The sequence below is a fragment of the Pseudomonas sp. P5_B2 genome (assembly GCF_056400445.1).
Genome location: NZ_JBFULH010000007.1, coordinates 23,472 through 46,698, shown reverse-complemented (window position 1 = coordinate 46,698; position 23,227 = coordinate 23,472). Strand labels below are relative to the sequence as shown.

At 59.4% G+C, this 23,227-nt stretch carries 16 protein-coding genes; 11 read left to right on the top strand and 5 right to left on the bottom strand.

What is annotated here, in order from left to right:
- Positions 1-56 precede the first annotated feature (56 nt).
- The 3 genes from AC1DRJ_RS02080 (at position 57) to AC1DRJ_RS02070 (ending at position 2,527) form a co-directional block, all read left to right on the top strand.
- Positions 57-785 carry a DUF4123 domain-containing protein gene (locus tag AC1DRJ_RS02080; RefSeq protein ID WP_477800590.1) on the top strand — a complete coding sequence of 243 codons (729 nt, stop codon included), beginning with the start codon at positions 57-59 and terminating at the stop codon, positions 783-785.
- 350 nt (positions 786-1,135) lie between these two features.
- A complete protein-coding gene (locus AC1DRJ_RS02075; RefSeq protein WP_477800589.1) occupies positions 1,136-1,459 on the top strand; it encodes a hypothetical protein in 324 nt (107 codons plus the stop codon).
- A gap of 231 nt (positions 1,460-1,690) precedes the next feature.
- Positions 1,691-2,527 carry a 23S rRNA (adenine(2030)-N(6))-methyltransferase RlmJ gene (locus tag AC1DRJ_RS02070; protein WP_477800588.1) on the top strand — a complete coding sequence of 279 codons (837 nt, stop codon included), beginning with the start codon at positions 1,691-1,693 and terminating at the stop codon, positions 2,525-2,527.
- A 153-nt stretch (positions 2,528-2,680) separates the two neighbouring features.
- Here AC1DRJ_RS02070 and msrA read toward each other — a convergent pair whose 3' ends face one another.
- The 5 genes from msrA to aceE form a co-directional block, all read right to left on the bottom strand.
- A complete protein-coding gene (msrA, locus tag AC1DRJ_RS02065; protein ID WP_477800587.1) occupies positions 2,681-3,328 on the bottom strand; it encodes a peptide-methionine (S)-S-oxide reductase MsrA in 648 nt (215 codons plus the stop codon).
- Positions 3,329-3,515: 187 nt separating this feature from the next.
- Positions 3,516-6,203, bottom strand: a complete 2,688-nt coding sequence (locus tag AC1DRJ_RS02060; protein WP_477800586.1) for a putative bifunctional diguanylate cyclase/phosphodiesterase — start codon at positions 6,201-6,203, stop codon at positions 3,516-3,518.
- Positions 6,204-6,395: 192 nt separating this feature from the next.
- Positions 6,396-7,790 carry an alkaline phosphatase D family protein gene (locus AC1DRJ_RS02055; protein WP_477800585.1) on the bottom strand — a complete coding sequence of 465 codons (1,395 nt, stop codon included), beginning with the start codon at positions 7,788-7,790 and terminating at the stop codon, positions 6,396-6,398.
- Positions 7,791-8,053: 263 nt separating this feature from the next.
- Positions 8,054-10,018, bottom strand: coding sequence for a dihydrolipoyllysine-residue acetyltransferase (gene aceF / locus AC1DRJ_RS02050; protein WP_477800584.1), 1,965 nt, complete (start codon positions 10,016-10,018; stop codon positions 8,054-8,056).
- A gap of 11 nt (positions 10,019-10,029) precedes the next feature.
- Positions 10,030-12,675, bottom strand: a complete 2,646-nt coding sequence (gene aceE, locus AC1DRJ_RS02045) for a pyruvate dehydrogenase (acetyl-transferring), homodimeric type (RefSeq protein WP_477800583.1) — start codon at positions 12,673-12,675, stop codon at positions 10,030-10,032.
- 383 nt (positions 12,676-13,058) lie between these two features.
- On the opposite strand from aceE, the gene glnE reads away from it, so the two are divergent.
- From glnE to AC1DRJ_RS02005, 8 genes are all read left to right on the top strand, one after another.
- Positions 13,059-15,998, top strand: a complete 2,940-nt coding sequence (gene glnE / locus AC1DRJ_RS02040) for a bifunctional [glutamate--ammonia ligase]-adenylyl-L-tyrosine phosphorylase/[glutamate--ammonia-ligase] adenylyltransferase (protein WP_477800582.1) — start codon at positions 13,059-13,061, stop codon at positions 15,996-15,998.
- 256 nt (positions 15,999-16,254) lie between these two features.
- Entirely contained in the window at positions 16,255-17,289 is a 1,035-nt protein-coding gene (gene waaF, locus AC1DRJ_RS02035; protein ID WP_477800581.1) for a lipopolysaccharide heptosyltransferase II, read from the top strand.
- 1 nt (position 17,290) lies between these two features.
- The gene (gene waaC, locus AC1DRJ_RS02030; protein ID WP_477800580.1) at positions 17,291-18,352 is read left to right on the top strand and encodes a lipopolysaccharide heptosyltransferase I; all 1,062 of its coding nucleotides are present in this window, start codon (positions 17,291-17,293) and stop codon (positions 18,350-18,352) included.
- Positions 18,352-19,473: a glycosyltransferase family 4 protein gene (locus tag AC1DRJ_RS02025; RefSeq protein WP_477800579.1), complete on the top strand. Its 1,122-nt coding sequence runs from the start codon at positions 18,352-18,354 to the stop codon at positions 19,471-19,473. Before waaC ends, AC1DRJ_RS02025 begins: the two co-directional genes overlap by 1 nt.
- Complete coding sequence (gene rfaP / locus AC1DRJ_RS02020) at positions 19,473-20,279, top strand: lipopolysaccharide core heptose(I) kinase RfaP (protein WP_477800578.1); 807 nt, start codon at positions 19,473-19,475, stop codon at positions 20,277-20,279. The genes AC1DRJ_RS02025 and rfaP overlap by 1 nt, the downstream gene beginning before the upstream one ends.
- Positions 20,279-21,013 carry a lipopolysaccharide kinase InaA family protein gene (locus AC1DRJ_RS02015; protein WP_477800577.1) on the top strand — a complete coding sequence of 245 codons (735 nt, stop codon included), beginning with the start codon at positions 20,279-20,281 and terminating at the stop codon, positions 21,011-21,013. Before rfaP ends, AC1DRJ_RS02015 begins: the two co-directional genes overlap by 1 nt.
- On the top strand, positions 21,010-21,762 hold the full coding sequence (locus AC1DRJ_RS02010) for a lipopolysaccharide kinase InaA family protein (RefSeq protein WP_477800576.1): 753 nt from the start codon (positions 21,010-21,012) through the stop codon (positions 21,760-21,762). Before AC1DRJ_RS02015 ends, AC1DRJ_RS02010 begins: the two co-directional genes overlap by 4 nt.
- Positions 21,762-23,213: a lipopolysaccharide kinase InaA family protein gene (locus AC1DRJ_RS02005; RefSeq protein WP_477800575.1), complete on the top strand. Its 1,452-nt coding sequence runs from the start codon at positions 21,762-21,764 to the stop codon at positions 23,211-23,213. Before AC1DRJ_RS02010 ends, AC1DRJ_RS02005 begins: the two co-directional genes overlap by 1 nt.
- The last annotated feature ends 14 nt before the right edge of the window (positions 23,214-23,227 follow it).

Here is a 23,227-nt window from a genome sequence, read left to right as displayed (position 1 = left end):
GTTAATGACTCTGAATAATTTGGGTTGTTGGTGGGCTGAAATTAGGGGCGATTTTTATGAGTGTTGATTTCATTGGGAACTGGTTACAAACCCATCCGCTTAACAATACTGAACAAATCTTCGCCATTTTCAGCAACGCCAGCGCGGCTGAGCCGTTCAAGACTTGGCAGCGCTCATTGAACTCCGCGCCGAGCCCGATTTGGGCTGACACGATTTACTCCGAGTGGGAAGCGGTGATGCCTTATGTCGGAATCGTCGCCGCTGACAGTGAGTTTCTCGATTGGGTGGCCGAGACCGAGTCCCGCGATTGGGGGTGGTTGGCGGTGTCTTCGGCAAGTTTGGTGGTGGTGGTCGAGCATTTGCGCAGTCTGACGCAAGTGAAGCTGCCGAATGGTAAATCGGTGTTTTTCCGTTTTTGGGATGGGCGTTATTTGCTGCCGATTTTGCAGTCCGATGATGTGAAAACCTCGGAGCTGCTGCCGGTGATCGGGAGGTGTTTGATCAATGGGCAGTCGGTTGATGTCGGTGGCAGCGCGTTGAAAACGTCGAAGGTTTTTCCGTGGTGGGAGGTTTCTGAATCCCTGCTGCAACACCTCGGGGCTGAAGATGCTTCGACCCAGATCAACAATCTGGTGCGGTGGTTGAGTGAAGAGCATCCGAGTCTGTTGGAGGCGTTTTCAGAAAGCGTTTTGCGCAGGAAGGTTGGGATGTTTCTTGCGACGCCTGACCTGCCGCCTGGGCCGAAAGCTGAGTTGTTGGAGCACTTGATGGCGGAGCTGGAATGATCGGGTGTAGGGCCAGGCGAAGTTTCCGGGCAAGGTCGTCGGACGTTTCCTTCAAGTTGTGGCGGTTTTCATGAACTGGTGGACGATGGGTTGCAGGGATAGTCTTTGGCTGTCACCGCGCAAGTGGTGGCAGGGTGTAGGAGCCCTCACTCATGATGCAACAGCTCTGTCGTTTGATTGCGGCACTTAATTTGTGCCCATAAGATCGTTCGCGGCGGCTGTGCGCGGGACACGCTTCGGCGTGGCCGAGGTTCATGAGTGCTCGGTACTCCTACTCCTGCGCATGGCTGCCACCCAAACCTGTAGGAGGGTGCGTTGGCAGCTCAAATTCTCACTCATGGAAATTGCAAATGACGACGCTAACGCCAGATCCGCCCTACGAAAAACCAATTCCCCACCCCAAAAGCCGCTTCATGGCGCTCACCAGCAACTGCACCGAAATGCCCACGCTGTTCGTCGATACCCACGCGCCGCTCGATGTTTTGTATGACGCGGCCAACTATCGAATTCGYGCCGTGACACAGGTGCTGGAAAACATGTCGATGCGCGGGTCTGTCGAGTGTGAGTCGTTCATCCTCAGTGATTTCGCTTTGCTCTGTGCCATCCCGTTGCGGGATGGGTGTGATGTGCTGGATGTGATTGGGCGGCGGTTGCGAGCAATGCCGGTGGAATAACGTCGGACATGATCGTTCCCTCGCTCTGCGTGGGAATGCAGCCCGTGACGCTCTGCGTCACATCGGTGCCTGGCTCGACACCGGCGCCGTGGCTGGAACGCGGAGCGTCCCTTGAGGCATTCCCACGCGGAGCGTGGGAACGATCATCGCAACGCAATTGCCCGCTCGGCTGYGAGGCCCTGACGTTCGCCTCGGTACAAGGTAAACTTCCCGGCCTTCGCAGGAGCAATCATGAATTATCGTCACGCCTTCCATGCCGGCAATCACGCCGATGTGTTCAAACACCTGACTTTGACCCGCCTCATCGCCCTGATGTCGCGCAAGGAGCAGCCGTTTGCCTATCTCGACACTCACGCCGGCATTGGTCTGTATGACCTGCAGGGTGATCAGGCGAGCCGTACCGGTGAGTACCTGGAAGGTATTGCGCGTCTGTGGGATCAGCCGGACCTGCCGGCGCTGACCGCCGATTACATGAAAGTGCTGCACGACATGAACCCGGATGGCCAGTTGCGCTATTACCCGGGGTCGCCGGAGCTGGCGCGGCGTCTGACGCGGCCGCAGGATCGGGTGATGCTCAACGAGAAGCATCCGGAAGACGGTTTGCTGCTCAAGGACAACATGGCCGGCGACCGCCGGGTCAAGGTGCATCTGGGCGAAGGCTGGCATGTGCCGCGCGCGATGTTGCCGGTGCAGGAGAAGCGGGCGGTGATGTTGATTGATCCGCCGTTTGAACAGCTCGATGAGATGCAGCGCTGTGCGGCGTCGCTGAAAGAAGCGGTTGGCCGGATGCGTCAAACCGTGGCGGCGATCTGGTACCCGGTGAAGGACCAACGCATGTTGCGTCGTTTCTATCAGGATCTGGCGGGCTCGGGCGCGCCGAAGTTGTTGCGTGTGGAATTGCTGGTGCATCCATTGGATACGCCGAACAGTCTGAACGGGTCTGGGTTGGCGATTGCGAATCCGCCGTGGGGGCTGGAAGAGGAATTGCGTGAGTTGCTGCCGTGGTTGTCCAAGAAGTTGGGGCAGACCCAGGGTGGGTGGCAGATGGATTGGTTGATTGCTGAGTAGCAGCGGCAAGCTGCAAGCTGCAAGCTGCAAGATTGATCGTTCCCACGCTCCGCGTGGGAATGCAGCCCGGGACGCTCCGCGTCCTTGCCGAAGCGGACGCGGAGCGTCCATTGAGGCATTCCCAAGCAGAGCGTGGGAACGATCAGTGCGGGGTTAGATCGGGCAGGTCACGCCTGTGCCGCCAATCCCGCAATACCCTTCAGGGTTTTTCGCCAGGTACTGCTGGTGATAGGCCTCGGCGAAGTAGACCGTCGGGGCTTGGTCGATTTCGGTGGTGATGGTGCCTTTGCCGGCCTTGGTCAGTTCAGCCTGGAACACTTCTTTGCTGTGTTCTGCGGCGTCCAACTGAGCCGGGCTGGTGGCGTAGATCACCGAGCGGTACTGGGTGCCGATGTCGTTGCCCTGGCGCATGCCCTGAGTCGGGTTGTGCAGTTCCCAGAACATCTTCAGCAGTTCGTCGTAGCTGACTTTCTCCGGCTCGTAGACCACGAGCACGACTTCGCTGTGGCCGGTCAGGCCTGAGCAGACTTCTTCATAGGTCGGGTTCGGCGTGAATCCGCCGGCGTAACCCACCACGGTGCTGACCACGCCTTCACGCTGCCAGAAGCGACGTTCCGCACCCCAGAAGCAACCCAGGCCGAAGATCGCAAAGTCGACATTGGTAACAAACGGGCCCAGCAGCGGGGAGTCGTGGACGAAGTGTTTTTCCGGCAGGGACATATGGGTTTCGCGGCCAGGCAGAGCTTGTTCTTTGGTTGGAAGCACGTTTTTGTTCACCAGGATTTCCGAGCGCAAGACCATGATCAGTCCTCTCAGTCAGGTTGGGATGTAGGGAATCAGACCGTCAGTGTGCCCAAACCCTTCCCGTTACGCACTACCCCTGTAGGAGTGAGCCTGCTCGCGATGGCGGTGTGTCAGTCAGAGCCCACGTCACTGATACACCGCCATCGCGAGCAGGCTCACTCCTACAGGGATTTGCGGTGTGAAGTCAGACCAGGGGGCCGCGCGGATAGCGTTTGAGCTTTTCGATCAGCTCGTCGCCGGGTATCGGCCGGTCGAACAGGTAGCCTTGGCCGACGTCGCAGCGGTGGCGCCGTAAGAACGCAAGCTGCTCGGCCGTCTCGATGCCTTCAGCCACGACCTTGAGTTTCAGGTTGTGGGCCATGGCGATCACCGCAGAGGTGATTTCCATGTCGTCCTGATTGTCCGGAATTTCATGGATGAAGCTGCGATCGATCTTGATGATGTCGATCGGGAATTTTTTCAAATAGCTGAGCGACGAGTAACCGGTGCCGAAGTCGTCCATGGCCAGAGTCAGGCCAAGGCGCTTGAGTTGGTCGAGCTGCAAGTGGGTGTCTTCGGTGGCTTCCAGCAGCAGGCCTTCGGTGAGTTCGAGTTCCAGCAAATTGGCCGGCAGCGCTTCTTCCTTGAGGATGTTGGCGATGGACGACACCAGATCCGGGTCCGAGAACTGCTTGGGTGATAGATTGATCGCGACTTGAAGATCGCCCAGGCCGGCGGCGCTCAGCGATTTGCTCATGCGGCAGGCCTGGCGCGCGATCCACTTGCCGATGGGGATGATCAGGCCGGTTTCTTCGGCGACGCTGATGAACTGGTCCGGCCGAATCATGCCTTTGTCCGGATGGTTCCAGCGCAACAGTGCTTCCATCCCCAGCAGACGGCCGCTGCGCAGGCAGAGCTTGGGCTGGTAGAACACGTCCAATTCGTTCTGGGTCAGGGCGCGGCGCAGGTTGTTCTCGACGAACAGCTTGTAGCTGGCCTCGGCATTCAACGCTTCAGTGAACACCTGGACCTGATGCTTGCCGTTGGCCTTGGCCTTGTGCAGCGCCAGGCCGGCGTTGCGCATCAAGGTTTGCGGGTCGCGACCGTGCAGCGGCGCGCAGGCCAGACCCACGGAGCCGGTGACACTGATCAGTTGGTTATCGACGAACATCGGCTTGTCGAGGGTCATCAGCAACTGGTGGGCGACCTGTTGGCCTGTACGTACGTCGGTGTTGTCCAGCAGCACGGCGAATTCGTTACTGGCGAAACGCGCCAGGCTGCCGCTCGGGCTCAGGCTGTTGCGCAGGCGTCGGGCCAGGCTGATCAGCAGTTTGTCGCCGGTCTGGTGACCGAGACTGTCGTTGATCCGCTTGAAATTGTCGATGTCTACCAGCAGCAGGATGATCGGCGTATCGGTGTCGCGGGCGAAGCGTTCGTCGAGGTTGCGGATGAACGCCGGGCGGTTGCCGAGGTTGGTCAGGTTATCGGTGTAGGCCAGGCGCTCGATGCGCTGCTGGGCGAGTTTGTTCTGGGTGATGTCTTCGTAGATGCCGATGTAATGCGTCAACTCGCGGTTATCGCCGTACACCTTGGAAATCGACAGCTGTCCCCAGTAGGGTTCGAGGTTTTTGCGTCGGCTCTTGAACTCGCCCTGCCAACTGTTGCTCTTGGCCAGCGCCGAGGGTGCGTCGAACAGCAGTTCGCTGAGGTTTTCCAGTGCCGGCAGTTCCGACAGCTGCTGGCCGTGGACTTCATCAGTGGTGTACTGGGTGATTGCGGTGAAGCTCGGGTTGACGTACTCCACCACGCCGTCGCAATTGACCAGCAAAAAGGCGTTGGCGCTTTGCTCGACCGCACGCTGGAACAGGTGCAGGGCGCTGGTGGCGGTGCGGCGGTTGTGGTTGCTGATGACCTGGGCGAACTGATCCGCCAACTCGCCGGCAAAGGCGATTTCGTCCGACTGCCAGGCGCGGGTCGCACCGGTCTGCTCCAGGCACAACACGCCTACGACCTGACCGTCGACGCGGATGCTGGCGTCGAGCATTGCGTTCACATCGCGCGGGCGCAGGCGCTTGGCCATGTGCCGGGTGCGCGGGTCACGCATGGCGTTGTGGGCGTCGATGGCGCGGCTGCTGTGCAAGGCATCGAGGTAGTCGGGGAAGCCGCTGACATCGATCGGCTCCGGCAACTGATATTCCCCGTTGGCGCGGTGATAGGCGGAAATTGGCACCAGCATCGAATCTTCAAGGTTCCACAGGCTGGCACAGTCAATTTCGTAGATATCACAGGCGCTACGGGTGATCAGTTCAGCGGCTTCTTGCAGGGAGTTGTTGCTGCTGTAGCGCTGGCGAGTCAGCAACAGGATCAGGTCCTGCTGGGCGCGCACCCGTTCCAGATGTTGCAGTTGCACCTGCTGGGCGAGCTGATTGAGTTCCAGGGCGATCTGCAGGCGCGAGTTTTGGGATTCCAGGTCGGGCAATAGCAGGTTGCTTTCGAACAGGTCGTCGACCACCAGCAGATAGCCGCGCAACAAGTGCCGATTGTGCTGTTTATAGGCTTCGCCCAGTTCCAGCAGGTTCAAGGCGCCTGAGGCGGTGTGCAAGGTGTAGCGGATCTGGTAGTTCGGACTGTCGGCGAGTTGCTGCTGGACCGCGTCGTGCAGCTGGTAGCGCGCTTCGGGCTCCATCAGGCTGGCGTAGGGAGAGTCGACCAGCGCACACAGGTCTACGGCCGGCAGACCGAAATGACGTTCGCAATTAGGGTCCAGAAACAGTAGCGCCCAGCTAGGTTCATTCAGCCTTTCGAAACGCAGCATGCCGAGCCGCGAGGGCACAGGCAACTGCGTCACTACCTCGGCCACCATACGGCTGGCGGCATCGGGTTGGCTTTTCATTGAGGGGAACTCGCTTCAAATGTGCTGAACGCGCCGGGCTCTCGCCCTCTTGACTGTTGTCTGCGGCAAGGTTRCATCATTGCGGCCCCGACTGACAAGAGACATGAAGGCCAAGTGCTATAAGAATATGTCGGCAGGAATGAAGTTTTCTCCAGCACGGGCTAAAAACTATTGCATTTGGACTTCTTCGCCTTAGTACAGAGGGATGTCGACCCTTTGTAATGGCTTGCCGTCCCGGTCGTGGTAATTGACCTGAATCTGCTCGCCATCAACGATCAGGTGGGCAAAGTTGTCCTCGCTGACCACATGGCTGGTCAGTTCATGCCGATAGTCCCCCGCAGCCGTTTGCACCAGGGGCTGTTCGAGGATGAACGTGGAAGCCTTGGCGTAAGGCAGCAATTTGCTGTTGCACAGCGGCGAGGACACGATGGTGTGCACCTCGAAGTCCGGGTCTTCGCTGTGAGTCAAACGACTCGTCAACGAGCCGTGGACATCGCCCGACACGAAGACGACGTTCTTGATGCGATGCGTACGAATCGTCTCCAGCAATCGTAGGCGTTGTTCCGGAAAGGCTTTCCAGGCGTCATCGCCATGGAGTTTGCGGTCGGGGTAGAACATCACGCTGGTGACCACGAATTTTACCCTTGCCTGGCTGTGGATCAGCCAATTGAGCAGCGCCTGTTCCTGCTCTTCATTGAGGATACGGCGATCATCGACCGACAGGTTGCGTCGAGTGCGGCTGTCAGTGACAAACCATTCAATATCGCCTTCGGCGAACTGATACCAATACTGTTCCAGTTTTCTGCTTATTTGCCCGTTGGATAAAAGTTCATGTGCCGGGCTGTGGCTGGCTTGATATAGCTCATACGCAGCGATGGCATTTTTGTATAGATATGCATCACCTTTGCTTTGGTTGGCTGGCCAGTTATCTTCTATTTCATGGTCGTCGAGGATCATGTAAGTCGGCAGGTTGGACATTAACTTTGTTATGTTCGGCTGGGAAAAAGCTGCACGATACTTGCTGACTATTTCCTTGTATTCCCGGTCGGGGGCGACGAGGTTCAGGTCATCGACGTAAATTTGGTCACCCGTCATCAGCATCGCGCTGACAGGCGGGTCTGCCTGCTGCGCCAGATCGGAGATCGAAGCAAAAATCCGGTCTCCCCGTTGCGGTGCCACGGGTATGCCTGCCGTCATGCGCAAGTAGCGACATGAGCCGACAATATAGGCCCGTGGTGTTGTGGCCTTGCTGGACCGGGTGCGGAAACGGTAAATCTCCCGGGGCCATTGCAGTGGCAGTTCCTGAATTGTCTCCACGGTATGCACCGGGCTCATCGGGGTGAACCAGCCGGCCTGATATTCGTACTCGGTGTCGCTGGATAGTTCATTCAGCGCAATCACATCGGACATGTCGCGCAGGATCGTCAGTTTTACAAACACGCCTCGAGTCCAACTTGCTTCACCCAGGCGTCGATAACGAATGCCTGCAAATACCAATGAGTTGTCTTGAAGTTCGCCGCGCACAAATATGCGCGCGTGATTAGTTGTGGTGTGGCCAATAATAGGGCCAACAGTCGGTTTGAACATGTTCGAATCCATTCGAAGTAATTGCTAACTAAGCAAAAATGACTGATGCAGTTTTATCAACTGTCAGTCGGACTAAGACTAGTTATTGTCTCGCAAAAAATATCGGGCGGAAGTGGACTGGTGCTGTGGCCGATATCAGCGACGGATGTAGGAAAAATCAAGACAAAAAAAGCCCCGCCAAATTGGCGGGGTTGAGGTACGAGCGTGGCGCTCGGAAAACGTGGAACGCGAGCGGCCCTCCGGTAAGGGAGGGCCGACCGGTGTTACAACAAGATGGTGCGGATGTCCGCCAGCAGGCTGCTCAGACGCTGGGTAAAGCGTGCAGCAGCGGCGCCGTTGATCACACGGTGATCGTAGGACAGCGACAGTGGCAGCATCAGCTTCGGCTGGAAGGCTTTGCCGTCCCAGACTGGCTGGATGGTTGCCTTGGAAACACCCAGGATCGCCACTTCCGGCGCGTTGACGATCGGCGTGAAGCCGGTGCCGCCAATGTGGCCGAGGCTGGAAATGGTGAAGCAGGCGCCTTGCATGTCGTCAGCGGTGAGCTTTTTGTCGCGGGCCTTGGCGGCCAGCGCAGCGGCTTCGGCTGCCAGTTGCAACAGGCTTTTCTGGTCGACGTTCTTGATGACCGGTACCAGCAGGCCTTCAGGGGTGTCGACGGCGAAGCCGATGTTCACGTACTTCTTGCGGATGATCGCTTTGCCGCTTGGCGCCAGCGAACTGTTGAAGTCCGGTAGTTCCTTGAGCAAATGCGCGCAGGATTTGAGCAGCAGCGGCAGGATGGTCAGCTTGACGCCAGCCTTCTCTGCAACGGCTTTCTGAGCAATGCGGAACGCTTCCAGCTCGGTGATATCAGCCGAATCGAACTGAGTCACGTGTGGAATGTTCAGCCAGCTGCGATGCAGGCTCGACGCGCCGATTTGCATCAGGCGAGTCATCGGCACTTCTTCGGTTTCACCGAAGCGGCTGAAGTCCACGACCGGAATCGGCGGGATGCCCGCGCCGCCGGTTGCGCCAGCAGCAGCGGCTGGTGCTTCCTTGGCCTTCTGCATCATCGCTTTGACGTAAACCTGCACGTCTTCTTTGAGGATGCGACCGTGCGGGCCACTGGCGCCGACGGCATTCAGCTCGACACCGAATTCACGAGCCAGTTGGCGTACTGCCGGACCAGCGTGAACCTTGGCGCCCGGCTTGGCCGGTGCCGCGGCAGGTGCGGCAGCTACCGGAGCAGCAGACGCCGCAGCGGCTGGGGCGGGAGCGCTCGGTGCAGCAACGGCCGGAGCCGGGGCCGGAGCCGCAGCCGCAGCAGGCGCAACGCCTTTGACTTTCAGCTTGAGGATCAGGTCGCCAGTACCGACTTCGTCATCCAGCTTGATGGAAACGCTTTCCACCACGCCAGCGGCAGGCGACGGAATTTCCATGCTCGCCTTGTCGGATTCCAGGGTGATCAGCGACTGGTCGGCTACGACGGTGTCGCCGGCCTTGACCAGGACTTCGATGATCTTGGCCTTGCCTGCCGAGCCGATGTCCGGAACGTGGATGTCCTGAACGCTGTCGGCCACTGGAGCAGTTGGAGCTGCTGCAGGAGCAGGCGCAGCGGCGGGTGCCGGAGCAGCCGCCTGGGCCGGGGCGGCAGCCGGTGCAGCAGCACCTGCCACTTCCAGGTCCAGAATCAGGTCGCCGGTACCGACTTCGTCGTTGAGCTTGACGCTGATGGCCTTGACCACGCCAGCGGCGGGCGAAGGGATTTCCATGCTGGCCTTGTCGGATTCCAGGGTGATCAAGGATTGATCAGCCTCGACGGTGTCGCCAACCTTGACCTGAATCTCGATGATCTGGGCCTTGCCCGACGAACCGATGTCCGGCACGTGCACTTGCTGAACCGAAGCGGCAGCAGGTGCAGCGGCTGGCGCGGCAGCAGCAGGCGCTGCAGCCGGTTTTGCTTCAGTCAGTGCAGCCGGCGCAGCGGCAGCCGCCGGGGCCGCAACAGCGGCACCTTCTACTTCCAGCTCCAGCAGTTCGTCGCCTTCTTTCAGGCGATCGCCCAGCTTCACTTTCAGGCTTTTGACGATGCCGGCTTTAGGCGCAGGAATTTCCATACTCGCCTTGTCCGATTCCAGCGTCAGGATGCTCTGGTCGGCTTCGACACGGTCGCCAACCTTCACAAACAGTTCAATTACTTCACCTTCACCGCTGCCGATGTCAGGTACGCGAATGAGTTCGCTCACAGAATCTCTCCTCAGCAGTCCAGTGGGTTGAGTTTTTCCGGGTTGATACCGAACTTGGTAATGGCTTCAGCCACAACCTTAGGTTCGATGTCACCACGGTCAGCCAGTGCTTCCAGGGCTGCCAACACCACGAAATGACGGTCAACTTCGAAGAAATGACGCAGTTTCTTACGGCTGTCGCTACGGCCGAAACCGTCGGTGCCCAGGACCTTGAATTCCTTGGACGGGACCCACTGACGAATTTGCTCGGCGAACAACTTCATGTAGTCGGTAGAGGCAATGACCGGACCTTTACGGCCGTTCAGGCACTCTTCGACGAAGCTCAGCTTAGGCTTCTGGCCTGGGTGCAGACGGTTGGTACGCTCGACGGCCAGGCCGTCGCGACGCAGTTCGTTGAAGCTGGTAACGCTCCATACGTCAGCGCCGACGTTGAACTGTTCACGCAGAATCTTCGCCGCTTCACGGACTTCACGCAGGATGGTGCCGGAGCCCATCAGCTGAACGTGGTGCGCCGCTTCGCGGGTGTCTTCTTCGAGCAGGTACATGCCCTTGATGATGCCTTCCTCGACACCGGCCGGCATGGCTGGCTGCTGGTAGGACTCGTTCATCACGGTGATGTAGTAGAAAACGTCCTGCTGCTCTTCGGTCATCTTCTTCATGCCGTCCTGGATGATCACCGCCAGCTCATAGCCGTAGGTTGGATCAAAGGTGCGGCAGTTCGGGATGGTGCCGGCCAGGATGTGGCTGTGACCATCTTCGTGTTGCAGGCCTTCGCCGTTGAGCGTGGTCCGGCCGGCGGTGCCGCCGATCAGGAAGCCACGGGTACGGCTGTCGCCAGCGGCCCAGGCAAGGTCGCCGATACGCTGGAAGCCGAACATCGAGTAGAAGATGTAGAACGGCAGCATTGGCTGGTTGTGGCTGGAGTACGAAGTACCGGCAGCGATGAAGGAGCTCATGGCGCCCGCTTCGTTGATACCTTCTTCGAGAATCTGGCCCTTCTTGTCTTCGCGGTAGAACATCACCTGGTCTTTATCGACTGGCTCGTAGAGCTGGCCGACGGAGGAGTAGATGCCCAACTGACGGAACATACCTTCCATACCGAAGGTACGGGCTTCGTCCGGGATGATCGGAACGATGCGCGAGCCGATTTCTTTGTCCTTGACCAGTTGCGCGAGGATCCGCACGAACGCCATGGTGGTGGAAATCTCACGGTCGCCCGAGCCATCAAGGATTGCCTTGAGGGTATCGAGTGGCGGCGTTGGCACGCTGATGCTCTTCGCGCGGCGCTGTGGCACGAAACCGCCCAGTGCGGTGCGACGCTCGCTCAGGTAGCGGGCTTCGGCGCTGTTTGGTTCTGGCTTGAAGAACGGCAGGTTTTCCAGCTCTTCGTCCTTGACCGGGATGTCGAAACGATCGCGGAACAACTTCAGGCTGTCTACATCGACTTTCTTGGTGTTGTGCGCAGTGTTTTTCGCTTCGCCGGCCCCGGTGCCATATCCCTTGATGGTCTTGGCCAGGATGACAGTCGGTTGTTCTTTATGGTTGACCGCTTCGTGGTACGCCGCGTAGACCTTGTACGGGTCGTGGCCGCCACGGTTGAGTTTCCAGATCTCGTCGTCGGACAGATCGGCGACCATCGCCTTGAGTTCTGGCGAGTTGAAGAAGTGTTCACGCACGAACGCGCCGTCTTTGGCTTTGTAGTTCTGGTACTCGCCGTCGATGACTTCGTCCATGCGACGTTGCAGGATGCCGTCGACGTCCTTGGCCAGCAGTGGGTCCCAGAAACGGCCCCAGATGACTTTGGTCACGTTCCACTGAGCACCACGGAACACGCCTTCGAGTTCCTGGATGATCTTGCCGTTGCCGCGAACCGGGCCGTCGAGGCGCTGCAGGTTGCAGTTGATGACGAAGATCAGGTTGTCGAGCTTCTCGCGGCCAGCCAGCGAGATCGCGCCCAGGGATTCCGGCTCGTCACACTCGCCGTCGCCCAGGAAGCACCAGACTTTCTGCTTGCCCTCAGGGATGAAGCCACGGGCTTCCAGGTACTTCATGAAACGTGCCTGGTAGATCGCCTGGATCGGACCCAGACCCATGGATACGGTCGGGAACTGCCAGAAGTCAGGCATCAGCCACGGGTGCGGATAGGACGACAAGCCCTGACCGTCGACTTCCTGACGGAAGTTGTTCATCTGGTCTTCGGTGATGCGGCCTTCCATGAATGCGCGGGCGTAAACGCCTGGCGAGGTGTGGCCCTGGAAGTAGATCAGGTCGCCGCCGTGTTCGTCGGTCGGGGCTTGGAAGAAATAGTTGAAGCCAATGTCATACAGGGTTGCGCTGGAGGCGAAGCTGGAGATGTGACCGCCCAGGTCAGAATCTTTCAGGTTCGTACGCATCACCATGGCCATCGCGTTCCAGCGTACCAACGAGCGAATGCGGCGTTCCATGAACAGGTCGCCAGGCATGCGTGCTTCGTGGGTAACGGGAATGGTGTTGCGGTATGGCGTGGTGATGGCGTAAGGCAGTTGCGAGCCGCTGCGGGTCGCCAATTCGCCCATACGGGTCATCAGATAGTGAGCGCGGTCTTCGCCTTCTTTGTCGAGAACCGATTCCAGGGCGTCCAGCCATTCCTGGGTTTCGACGGGATCGAGGTCTTGCATGGCTTGCTCCAGGGCGGAAAGGCTTCCAGAATCGGTTGCCTGAGTTTGCGACTGGCCTTGTGGGCAGACGATATAAATTCTTGGATTGCCGAGAGGTTGTTCCGGCGGCGTGTAGTTTTACTACAAATCTTCGGGCATTTCAGCCTTTCGAATGTATATACGAGTAGTAAAACTACAGATGAATGGCTTGTGGCCTCCGGCTGCGTTGTGAGAATAATCGTTAAGGTTGGTCTTTTTCCAACCACAAAAGGTGAAAGCTTGATGTTCACTGCCAAAAATAAAGAATTTTCAGCTATTTCTAACTTTTGTTCGACAGTCCTTCAGGTAGCGGGTTTTCACAATTCACTACATGCAGCCGTCTGCACGCCGATCAAGGATAGACCATGAGCCTTCCCACGCTTGTCGAACTGCCCGGCATTCTCCTGCCGTTTGTCACCCGCGCCGAGCAGTCGTTCCGTACCGCCGTTGCGGCACTTGAAGACGACCATGGCCTGTCGGCCTGGACGCCTGAACGCTGGGCACAATTTGCCCGCGTCACGGCGTCCAGCGACTTCGTGACTGAACAATGTGTGCGTGATCCTTTAATGTTGCTGGCGCTGGTGCAGTCCGGCGAACTGGACCGCAGCTTCACCCCCGGTGAACTGTGCGGACAGATTGCGGCGGCGGTGAATGCGGCGCAAACCGATGACGAGCTCGGCCGTGCCTTGCGTCGTCAGCGTACCCGCCAGCAAGTGCGGATCATCTGGCGCGACCTGACCCGTCAGGCCGACCTGGTCCAGACCTGCCGCGACCTCTCGGACATGGCCGATGCGAGCATCGATCAGGCCTATCAGTGGTTGTACGCGCGTCATTGTCAGCAGTTTGGTGTGCCGACCGGCCGACGCAGTGGCGAACCGCAGCCGATGGTCATCCTCGGTATGGGCAAGCTGGGCGCCGTGGAGCTCAATCTTTCGTCGGACATCGACCTGATCTTCGCCTACCCCGAGGGCGGCGAAACCGTCGGTGTGAAGCGCTCGCTGGATAATCAGGAATTCTTCATCCGCCTCGGCCAGCGCCTGATCAAAGCGCTGGACCCGATGACCGTCGACGGCTTCGTGTTCCGCGTCGACATGCGTTTGCGGCCATACGGTTCGTCCGGTGCATTGGTCTTGAGCTTCAATGCGCTGGAGCAGTATTACCAGGATCAGGGTCGCGACTGGGAACGCTACGCGATGATCAAGTCGCGGGTGGTGGCCGGCGATCAAGTGACCGGTGCGCAATTGCAAGAAATGCTGCGCCCGTTCGTTTACCGGCGCTACCTCGACTTCTCGGCGATCGAAGCGCTGCGCACCATGAAGCAGTTGATCCAGCAGGAAGTGCGACGCAAAGGCATGGCCGACAACATCAAGCTCGGTTCCGGCGGCATTCGCGAAGTCGAGTTCATCGCCCAGGCTTTTCAGCTGATTCACGGCGGTCGCGACTTGAGCCTGCAACAACGCCCTTTATTAAAGGTATTGAACACGCTGGAAGGTCAGGGCTACCTGCCGCCGGCGGTGATCAGCGAGTTGCGTGATGGCTACGAATTCCTGCGTTACACCGAGCACGCGATCCAGGCGATTGCCGACCGCCAGACCCAGATGTTGCCGGATGGCGAGGAGGATCAGGCGCGCATTGCCTTTATGTTGGGCTTCGCCGACTGGAACGCTTTCCATGAGCGGCTGATGTATTGGCGTGGCCGCGTAGCCTGGCACTTCGCTCAGGTCATCGCCGATCCCGACGAAGAAGAAGGCACCGAAAGCGAAGTGGTGGTGGGCGGGGAATGGTTGCCGTTGTGGGAAGACGCTCAAGACGAAGAAGCGGCTTGCCGTCAGTTGGAAGAGGCGGGTTTCAAGGACGCTATCAAGGCCCTGAAAGCCTTGGCCGGTTTGCGCGGCAGTCCGCAGTTGCGTGCCATGCAGCGGCTGGGACGAGAACGCCTGGATGCGTTTATTCCGCGCTTGTTGGCCCAGGCCGTGGAGCATGCCAATCCGGATCTGGTGCTGGAGCGCGTGCTGCCGCTGGTTGAGGCCGTGGCGCGTCGTTCTGCGTATCTGGTATTGCTTACCGAAAACCCCGGCGCGCTGCGCCGCTTGCTGACCTTGTGCGCTGCGAGCCCGTGGATCGCCGAGCAGATCACTCGCTTCCCGCTGCTGCTCGATGAATTGCTCAACGAAGGCCGGTTGTTCAAGCCGCCCCTGGCGCCGGAACTGACCGCCGAATTACGCGAACGTCTGATGCGGATTCCCGAGGACGATCTCGAGCAGCAAATGGAAGCCCTGAGGCATTTCAAACTGGCGCACCGCTTGCGCGTCGCCGCCTCGGAAATTGCCGGCAGCCTGCCGTTGATGAAAGTCAGCGATTACCTGACTTGGCTCGCCGAAGCGATTCTTGAACAAGTGTTGGCCCTGGCCTGGCACCAGACCGTGGCCAAGTACGGCACACCGTTGCGCGCTGACGGTAGATTGTGCGATCCCGATTTTATCATTGTCGGTTATGGAAAAGTCGGCGGGCTGGAACTCGGGCATATTTCGGACCTGGATCTGGTGTTTATCCACGATGGCGATCCACTGGCAGAAACCGACGGACCGAAACCAATCGATGGTGCGCAATTTTTCACCCGCCTGGGGCAACGAATCATTCACTTGCTGACGGCGCAGACCAACTCCGGTCAGCTGTATGAAGTGGACATGCGCTTGCGACCTTCGGGTGCATCGGGGTTGCTGGTGAGTTCGCTCGGTGCTTTTGCCCGTTATCAACACGGCGAGGCCTGGACCTGGGAGCATCAGGCGCTGGTTCGGGCGCGGGTGCTGGTGGGCAGCGCGGATGTCGGTCGGGAATTCGAGCGAGTTCGCGCGGCGGTGCTGGGCAAGCCGCGAGACTTGGTGATCCTGCGTCAGGAGGTCAGTGAGATGCGCGCGAAGATGCGCGATAACCTCGGCACCAAGAGTACGGCGGCCGGGACCGGGGCGAATGCCTTCGAAGCCACGGCGCCGTTTGATCTCAAGCAGGACGCCGGAGGTATCGTCGATATTGAATTTATGGTGCAATACGCGGCCCTGGCGTGGTCCCAAACGTGCCCGTCATTGCTGCGCTGGTCTGATAATTTCCGCATTCTGGAAGAGCTGGCAAACGAAGGGCTGATGCCTGCAGAAGACGCCAGCTTGTTGCGCGAGGCCTATAAAACCTACCGCGCCGCCGCTCACCGGCAGGCCTTGCAGAAGGACGCCGGGGTGATAGCAGGCGACCAGTTCGCGGATGAAAGACGACAGGTCATGCGGATCTGGCGTGAGTTGGGGTTAAGCTGAAACGCGCTTGTTGCAGCGACAAGATTCAAAGGTGGGAGCGGCGGTGATTGTAGATTTAGGGTATGGCGCACAAACCCTGTGGGAGTGAGCCTGCTCGCGATGAGGCCGTCACATCCGGCATATATGCTGACTGTCACGCCGCCTTCGCGAGCAGGTCGAATCGTCGCACCGCCGCTCCCACAGTAGATCTGCAGTGTTTTGTAGAATTCTCGAGGCGGGGAGGCATATGCCTCCCCGGTTCGTTTTTGGAAACCACATGAAAATTCTGATCGTTGGGCCCAGTTGGGTCGGTGACATGGTGATGGCGCAGACTCTGTTTCAGAGTCTCAAACAGCGCCACCCGCAATGCGAAATCGACGTCCTGGCCCCCGAGTGGAGCCGGCCGATCCTGGAACGTATGCCTGAAGTCAGGCAGGCCTTGAGCTTTCCGCTCGGCCACGGTGCTTTGGAGCTGGCGACCCGTCGGCGCATCGGCAAATCCCTCGCTGGCCAGTACGACCAGGCGATTTTGCTGCCCAATTCGCTGAAGTCGGCGCTGGTGCCGTTCTTCGCCAGCATCCCGAAACGCACTGGCTGGCGTGGAGAGTTCCGCTACGGCCTGCTCAATGACGTGCGCACGCTGGATAAAGAGCGATATCCGTTGATGATCGAGCGGTTCATGGCCTTGGCATACGAGCCCGGTACCGAACTGCCGACACCTTATCCACGCCCGAGCTTGCAGATCGACCCGGTCACCCGCGAAGCGGCGCTGGCTAAATTCGGTCTGGCCCTCGACCGTCCGGTGTTGGTGTTATGCCCCGGCGCGGAGTTCGGTGAGGCCAAGCGCTGGCCTTCCGAACATTACGCCAAGGTCGCCGAAGCGAAAATTCGTGAAGGCTGGCAAGTCTGGTTGTTCGGTTCGAAAAACGATCACGCCGTGGGCGAAGAGATCCGCGCGCGGCTGATTCCCGGTCTGCGGGAAGAGGCGGTCAACCTCAGTGGCGGTACCTCGCTGGCCGAAGCCATTGACCTGATGTCCTGCGCCGACGCGGTGGTGTCCAACGACTCCGGCCTGATGCACGTCGCCGCCGCGTTGAACCGCCCGTTGGTGGCGGTCTATGGCTCGACGTCGCCGGGTTTCACACCGCCGTTGGCCGAGCATGTCGAAGTGGTGCGTCTGGGCATCGAATGCAGCCCGTGCTTCGATCGCACGTGCCGTTTCGGACATTACAACTGCTTGCGCCAGCTCATGCCGCAAGCCGTGAACGAAGCCTTGCAGCGTTTGCAGGGCACTGTGGTCGAGGTCAAATAGTTTGCGGGTTCTGCTGATCAAGACTTCCTCGCTGGGCGACGTGATTCACGCGCTGCCGGCACTGACCGACGCGGCGCGGGCGATTCCCGGCATCAAATTCGACTGGGTGGTGGAAGAAGGCTTTGCCGAGATCCCGACCTGGCACCCGGCCGTGGGCAAGGTGATCCCGGTGGCGATCCGCCGCTGGCGCAAGAATCTCTGGCAGACCGTCAAGAGTGGCGAGTGGAAACGCTTCAAACAAAGCGTTCGTGCCGAAAAATATGATCTGGTGATTGACGCCCAGGGCCTGCTGAAAAGTGCCTGGCTGACGCGCTACGTCAAGGCACCGGTCGCCGGGCTGGACAAGGATTCGGCGCGCGAACCTATGGCTGCGCGCTTCTATTCCCGTCGCTTGGCGGTGGGCCGTGGGCAGCACGCGGTAGAACGGGTGCGTCAATTGTTTGCCTTGGCCTTGGGCTACGACTTGCCTAAAGGTTTGGGCGATTACGGCCTGAACGTCGAGCGATTGGTGGAACTGCCGCGCAAGAATCCGTACGTGCTGTTTCTGCATGGCACTACGTGGGACACCAAGCACTGGCCGGAAGCCTACTGGCGTGAGCTGGCCGAGCGCGTCGGTTATCTGGGCGTCGCCGTGAAGCTGCCGTGGGGAAATCCCATCGAGAAGGCCCGGGCCGAGCGCATTGCCGCCGGGTTCCGCCATGTTGAAGTGCTGCCCAAGCTGAACCTGGCCGGTGTCGGCAAGGTGCTGGCCGGCGCACAGGCTTGCGTGGCCGTGGACACGGGCCTCGGTCATCTGGCCGCCGCGCTCGATGTACCCACACTGTCGCTGTTCGGTCCGACCAATCCAGGCCTGACCGGCGCCTACGGTAAAGCGCAGATTCATATCGCCAGCGACTTCCCGTGCGCACCGTGCCTGCAAAAAAAATGTACCTATCAACCGACGGAACAGGATGCCCGTCAGTTCGACCTGAAACGCGAGTGGCCCCTGTGCTTCACGCGTCTGAATCCCGAGCGTGTCGCGACCCGACTGAGCACGTTGTTACTGGCTGAGGAGCTGCGCTGATGCAATTGGCATTCGTTTTGTACAAATACTTTCCATTCGGGGGTTTGCAGCGCGACTTCATGCGCATCGCCCTGGAGTGTCAGCAGCGCGGCCATAAGATTCGCGTCTACACGCTGATCTGGGAAGGCGACGTTCCGCCGGGTTTCGAAGTGCTGGTGGCGCCGGTCAAGGCGTTCTTCAACCATCGGCGCAATGAAAAGCTCAGCGAGTGGATGGAAGCGGATCTGGCCAAGCGGCCCGTGGATCGCCTGATCGGTTTCAACAAGATGCCGGGCCTGGACGTTTACTACGCCGCCGACGGCTGTTTCGAAGACAAGGCGCAAAACCTGCGTCATTCGCTGTACCGCCGTTGGGGTCGCTACCGCCACTTCGCCGAATACGAGCGCGCGGTGTTCGCCAAGGACGCCAAGACCGAAGTGTTGATGATTTCCGAAGTGCAGCAGCCGCTATTCATCAAGCATTACGATACGCCGCTGGAGCGTTTTCATTTGCTGCCGCCGGGTATCTCCCAGGACCGCCGTGCGCCGGCCAATGCTGCCGAGATTCGTGCCGGATTCCGGGGCGAATTCAACCTGAAAGACGAAGAACTGCTGCTGGTGCAAATCGGTTCAGGGTTCAAGACCAAAGGCGTGGATCGCAGCCTCAAGGCGCTGGCCGCATTGCCCGCTGATCTGAAGAAACGCACCCGGCTGTTTGTAATTGGCCAGGATGACCCCAAATTATTCCAGATGCAGAGCGCTACATTGGGGCTCGGCGACAACGTGACGTTCCTCAAGGGCCGCAGTGATATCCCGCGTTTCCTGCTAGGTGCCGATCTGTTGATTCACCCGGCGTATAACGAAAACACCGGGACCGTGTTGCTCGAAGCCTTGGTGGCCGGGCTGCCGGTGTTGGTCAGCGCGGTATGCGGTTATGCCCATTACATCGCCGAGGCCGACGCCGGGCTGGTATTGGACGAACCATTCGATCAGGGCCAACTGACTCAGTACCTGACCGGCATGTTGAACGACGCTCAAGCACGGGCGGCCTGGAGCCGCAACGGTCTGGCCTTCGCCGAGACGGCCGACCTCTACAGCATGCCGCAGCACGCGGCCGATGTGATTCTGGCGGAGCACGCTTAATGAAGTTGATGCTGGCTGAACCGTTCAAGAGCCTTTGGGCCGGGCGCGATGCGTTCACCGAAGTCGAAGGTCTCGAAGGCGAGGTTTACCGTGAACTGGAAGCGCGCCGCACATTGCGCACTGAAGTGAACGGCAATGGTTTTTTCGTGAAGATCCACCGTGGCATCGGTTGGGGCGAGATCTTCAAAAACCTGCTGACGGCCAAGCTGCCGGTCCTCGGTGCGGGTCAGGAGTGGATAGCTATTCAGCGACTTAAAGAAGTCGGCGTGCCGACCATGACCGCCGTCGCTTACGGCGAGAAGGGCAGTAATCCGGCGGACCAGCATTCGTTCATCGTCACCGAAGAACTGGCGCCGACCGTCAGCCTTGAAGACTTCAGTATTGATTGGGTCAAGAACCCGCCCGAGCCCAAGCTCAAGCGGGCGCTGATTGCCGAAGTCGCGCGCATGACCGGCATGATGCACCGCGCCGGGGTCAACCATCGCGACTGCTACATTTGCCACTTCCTGCTGCACACCGACAAACCAGTGACCGCCGACGATTTCAAGCTCTCAGTGATCGACCTGCACCGTGCCCAGACCCGCCCGGCAATCACTCAGCGTTGGCGCAACAAAGATCTGGCGGCGCTGTATTTTTCGGCCCTGGACATTGGCCTGACCCGGCGCGACAAATTGCGTTTCCTCAAGGGGTACTTCCAGCAGCCGCTGCGCCAGATTCTGGCTGAAGAAGCGTCGCTGCTCGCCTGGCTTGAGGGCAAGGCCAATAAACTTTATGACCGTAAACAGCGATATGGGGATGCACTCTGATGGCGGGTTGGAAACTGGAACCCGCTTATAGCGATCTGGCAGAAGATTTCGGCAGCCTTGAAGCGGTGTTTGCGCTGCAGGGTGAGCGACTGACTCGTGATCTGTTGTCCGAGGTCATCCGCGTCAATCGCAACGGCGTCAATTACTACGTCAAACGCTACACCGGCGCGGGCAAAGGCCTGCGCCGTTACCTGGGTAAACCTCGGGTAAAGGCCGAATGGCAGAACCTCAAGCGCTTTGCCAAGTGGGGCATTCCCACCGCCGAAGTGGTGGCCTGGGGTCTGGAACGACGCGGCGCGGCGTACAACCGTGGGGCCATGATCACGCGCGAACTGCCGAACACTGAAGACCTGTCGGCTCTCGCTGAACGGCACGATCTTAAGTTGGCGGACCGCGCCTGGGTCGATACGGTCAGCCGGCAGTTGGCCGGTTACACCCGGACCATGCACGACCATCGTTTCACGCATAACGATTTGAAGTGGCGCAATCTGCTGATCGACGATCAAGCCCGGCTGTTCCTGATCGATTGCCCCAATGGTGATTTCTGGCACGGCTTCTGGCTTAAATACCGGATCACCAAAGACCTGGCCTGCCTCGACAAGGTGGCCAAATATCACTTGTCGGCTACCCAGCGCCTGCGCTTTTATCTGCAATATCGCCAGCGTGACCGACTCAATGCCGCCGACAAGAAACGCATCCGGCACGTGGTGAGATTTTTCGAGGGACGCGAATGACTGATTTTCTGGCCGCTGAAGACCGTGCGCTGCTTGAGCGACATGGCCTCGGCACGTTCGATGCGCTCTGGGCCAAACAGCTCGACGCCGTGGATGAGCCCAACACCGTCGGCGGTGGCTGGAGCAGCGTGTTTCGGCTGGATCTGGAAGGTCGTGGCTTCTACCTCAAGCGCCAGAGCAACTACCTGACACGTACTTTTCACGCGCCCTTCGGCGAGCCGAGTTTTGCCCGTGAGTTTCGCAACATAAGCCGTTATCAAAAGCTGGGCATACCGGCGCTGCAAGCAGTGTTTTTTGGTGAGCGCAAAGTCAATGGTGAGGTCCGCGCATTGCTGCTGACCCGCGCGCTGGATGGTTGGGATGATCTCGATTCGCTGTTGCAGCGCTGGTCGAGCCTGAGTGGGGCGCAACACACGGCCATTCTCAAAGCCTGTGGTGTTCTGGCGCGACAGCTGCACGGCGTGCGCCAGGTTCATGGCTGCTTCTATCCCAAACATATTTTTCTGCAAGCCAAGGGCGACGGTTATCAGGCTCAGTTGATCGACCTGGAAAAAACCCGACCGTTGCTGTTCGGTCAGCGTGACCGGGTCAAGGACCTGGAACCGTTACTCCGCCGCGCGCCGGAGTGGACCGAGTCGCAGTTGCGCGAGATGTTGGCGGTCTATGTCGATCAGCCGCAGAACAGTTCGCTGGTGGACAGTTGGGTTTCGCGTCTGACCGCGCGGCGCAGTCACAAGGAGAAGCGTTGATGCGCTTGTCCGAACTGAAAGGCGCCGGCCGCAGCCCGAGCCTGCCGATGAGTATTTCGCTGGCCGATGCCGCCGGCCCCGCCGAATTGCAGCTGCTGAGTTTGCTGCGAGTCTTGCCGGGACAGCGTTACGTCGGCGCTGGCGTCTGGCGCGGCCGGCCGGTGCTGGCCAAATTATTGGTCGGCAGCAAAGCGGCGCGGCATTTTCGGCGTGAACTGAACGGCGTGCGCTTGCTCGCCGATCAAGGCCTGACCACGCCGCAATTGCTGGCCGATGGCCTGAAGGAAGGCGAGGGCGGCTGGCTGTTGTTCGATTTCCTCGCAAGCGCCGAGAGCCTGGGGGATACCTGGAAAAAAGTCGAACACTTGCCGGTGCTGGCGGATATGCAAGGCGCCGTTCTGGCCGAGGCATTGGGTGCTATCGGCCAAATGCATCGCAAGGGGCTTTGGCAGGAAGACCTGCATCTGGACAACCTCTTGCGTCAGCGCRGTCGGTTGTACCTGATCGATGGCGGCGGCGTCTGTGCTGAAACGCCGGGACAGCCGCTGTCACGAAACAAGGTCCTKGAAAACCTCGGCGTATTTTTTGCGCAGCTGCCCAAGACGCTAGAACCGTACATCGAAGAATTGCTGGTGTATTACCTGTTGAGCAACGGCGAGCACGCCCTGCCGATGGAAGCCTTGCAGAAGCAGATCGACAAGGTTCGCGCCTGGCGTTTGAAGGACTTCCTGATCAAGGTCGGCCGCGAATGCACGCTGTTCAGCGTCCAGCGCGGCGCGTTTGTCTTGCGCGCGATCCGTCGCGAAGAAGAAGCTGCGATGCTGCCAGTGCTGGAGCAGGCCGACGCGTTGCTCGATCAAGGCCATCTGTACAAGACCGGCGGCGCGGCGAGTGTGGGAAAAATCGAGGTTGACGGTCGGACGCTGGTGATCAAGCGCTACAACATCAAGGGTTTTGCGCATTGGCTCAAGCGCTTCTGGCGTCCGAGCCGTGCCTGGCACTCGTGGCACGAAGGCAATCGCCTGGCGTTCCTCGGCATTGCCACGCCCAAGCCGTTGGCGTTGTTGGAGAAGCGGTTTCTCTGGCTGCGCAGCCGGGCGTATCTGGTGACCGAATATTTGCCGGGGCCGGACATCATCGAACGCTTCGCGCCTTACGTCGAAAGCGGTGAAGCCCCTGAGGCTGAGCTGCTGGCGCTGGATCACCTGTTTGCCGAACTGATCGGTGAGCGAATCAGCCATGGCGACTTCAAGGGCCACAACTTGTTCTGGCAGGAAGATCGCTGGGCGCTGATTGATCTGGATTCGATGTGTCAGCATGCTTCGATGAGCAGTTTTGCCCCGGCGTACGCACGGGATCGGGCGCGGTTTATGCGCAACTGGCCTGAGAGCAGTGCGCTGTATCAGGTCATTGATCAGCGTCTTCCCAAAGATATCTCTAGCGCTACCTGAATCGCCATCGCCGG